The following is a 1683-nucleotide window of genomic DNA, read 5'->3' as shown; positions in this document are numbered from 1 at the left end:
GCGCGGGCCACCGGCGCGGCGCCGTGGCCGTAGCCGTCGGCTTTGACCACCGCCATCACCGCGGCCGAGCCTGCGTGTTGGCGCAGGGTGGCCACGTTGTGGGCGATGGCGTCGAGGTCGACGACGGCGCGGGGACTGTTCATGGTTGCGATCACTGCGCCCGATTGTCCCAGGCGCGGTTTCAGTGCGCGAAGTGCGCCTCGTCGGCGAAGCCGCCGATGTTGACCTTGTTCAGCTTGGCCAGCACCTCGATCAGGTCGTCACGAAGGGCGCGGGCCAGGTTCGCCGAGAAGCCTTCGCGCACGACGACCCGCAGCACCGCGATGTCGCTGGCGTCGTCGGGCATCGTGTACGCGGGGACCTGCCAGCCGTAGCTGCGCAGCAGCGCCGATACGTCGAACACGGTGTAGGTCGTGCCCTCGACGAGCTTGAACGCCACCACCGGGATCGCCGAGCCGTCGGAGATCACGTCGAACACCCGTTTGTTGCCGGGGCCGGTCATGGCGTTGAGTTCGCGGGCGAACCACTGGGCGTTGTCCGACAGAGCCTTCATCACCTGCGTGTAGCCCTCGCGGCCGAGCCGCAGGAAGTTGTAGTACTGACCCACCACCTGGTTTCCGGGCCGAGAGAAATTCAAGGTGAACGTCGGCATGTTGCCGCCGAGGTAGTTGACCCGGAACACCAGGTCCTCCGGCAGGTGCGCGGCGTTGCGCCACACCACGAAGCCGATGCCGGGATAGGTCAGCCCGTACTTGTGGCCGCTGACGTTGATCGACACCACCCGGGGCAGCCGGAAGTCCCACACCACGTCGGGATGCAGGAACGGCACCACGAACCCACCGCTGGCGGCGTCGACGTGCACCGGGACGTCGGGGCCCTTGCCCCCGGCCAGCTTGTCCAGTGCCGCACAGATCTCGCCGACGGGCTCGAGTTCACCGGTGAACGTGGTGCCCAGGATCGCCACCACGCCGATCGTGTCCTCGTCGACCGCGTCGATCACCTGCTCGGGGGTGATGACGTAGCGGTCCTCCTCCATCGGCAGGTAGCGGGCCTCGACGTCGAAATACCGGCAGAACTTCTCCCACACCACCTGCACGTTCGAGCCCATCACCAGGTTCGGGGTGCGGCCCTTCCAGCCGTCACCCACCCGCTCGCGCCACTGCCATTTCATGGCCAGACCCGCCAGCATCACAGCCTCGCTGGAGCCCACGGTGGACACCCCGATCGCGGTGGACGGGTCGTCGTCGCGCAGGTCCTCGGCGTGGAAGAGATCGGCGACCATGCACACGCAACGCTGCTCGATCGCCGCGGTGACCGGATATTCGTCCTTGTCGATCATGTTCTTGTCGAACGTCTCCGACATCAACAGGCCGGCCTCGGGATCCATCCACGTCGTCACGAACGTGGCCAGGTTGAGCCGCGAACTGCCGTCGAGCATCAGCTCGTCGTGGATGAAGCGGTACGTCTGGTCCGGATCCATCGACTCGTCCGGCAGACGCAGGGCCGGAATCGGGTTGGTGGACAACCTTCCGGTGTAGGCGGGCGACAACGACGAATGGTGAGAAACGTTGGGCATGAGGTTCTTTCTAGAGCATTGAGCCCAGCGCTGTTCGCAGATGCGCAAGTATTCCCGAGGCCGATGTCGGCACCGGCGCGGGTCCGGGGTCCCGCGCGGCCATGTCG

At 66.4% G+C, this 1683-nt stretch carries 2 protein-coding genes; both read right to left on the bottom strand.

The features are described from left to right. A partial coding sequence (locus WA965_RS09235; RefSeq protein WP_526302535.1) for an alanine racemase occupies positions 1 to 143 on the bottom strand: 143 nt, incomplete at its 3' end. Positions 144 to 181: 38 nt separating this feature from the next. Further along, positions 182 to 1576 carry a glutamate decarboxylase gene (gene gad, locus WA965_RS09230; protein ID WP_526302531.1) on the bottom strand — a complete coding sequence of 465 codons (1395 nt, stop codon included), beginning with the start codon at positions 1574 to 1576 and terminating at the stop codon, positions 182 to 184. Positions 1577 to 1683 lie beyond the last annotated feature (107 nt).

It is taken from the genome of Mycobacterium sp. (genome assembly GCF_049683935.1).
Taxonomy (GTDB): Bacteria; Actinomycetota; Actinomycetes; order Mycobacteriales; family Mycobacteriaceae; genus Mycobacterium.
This window is presented reverse-complemented; position numbering and strand designations above follow the sequence as displayed.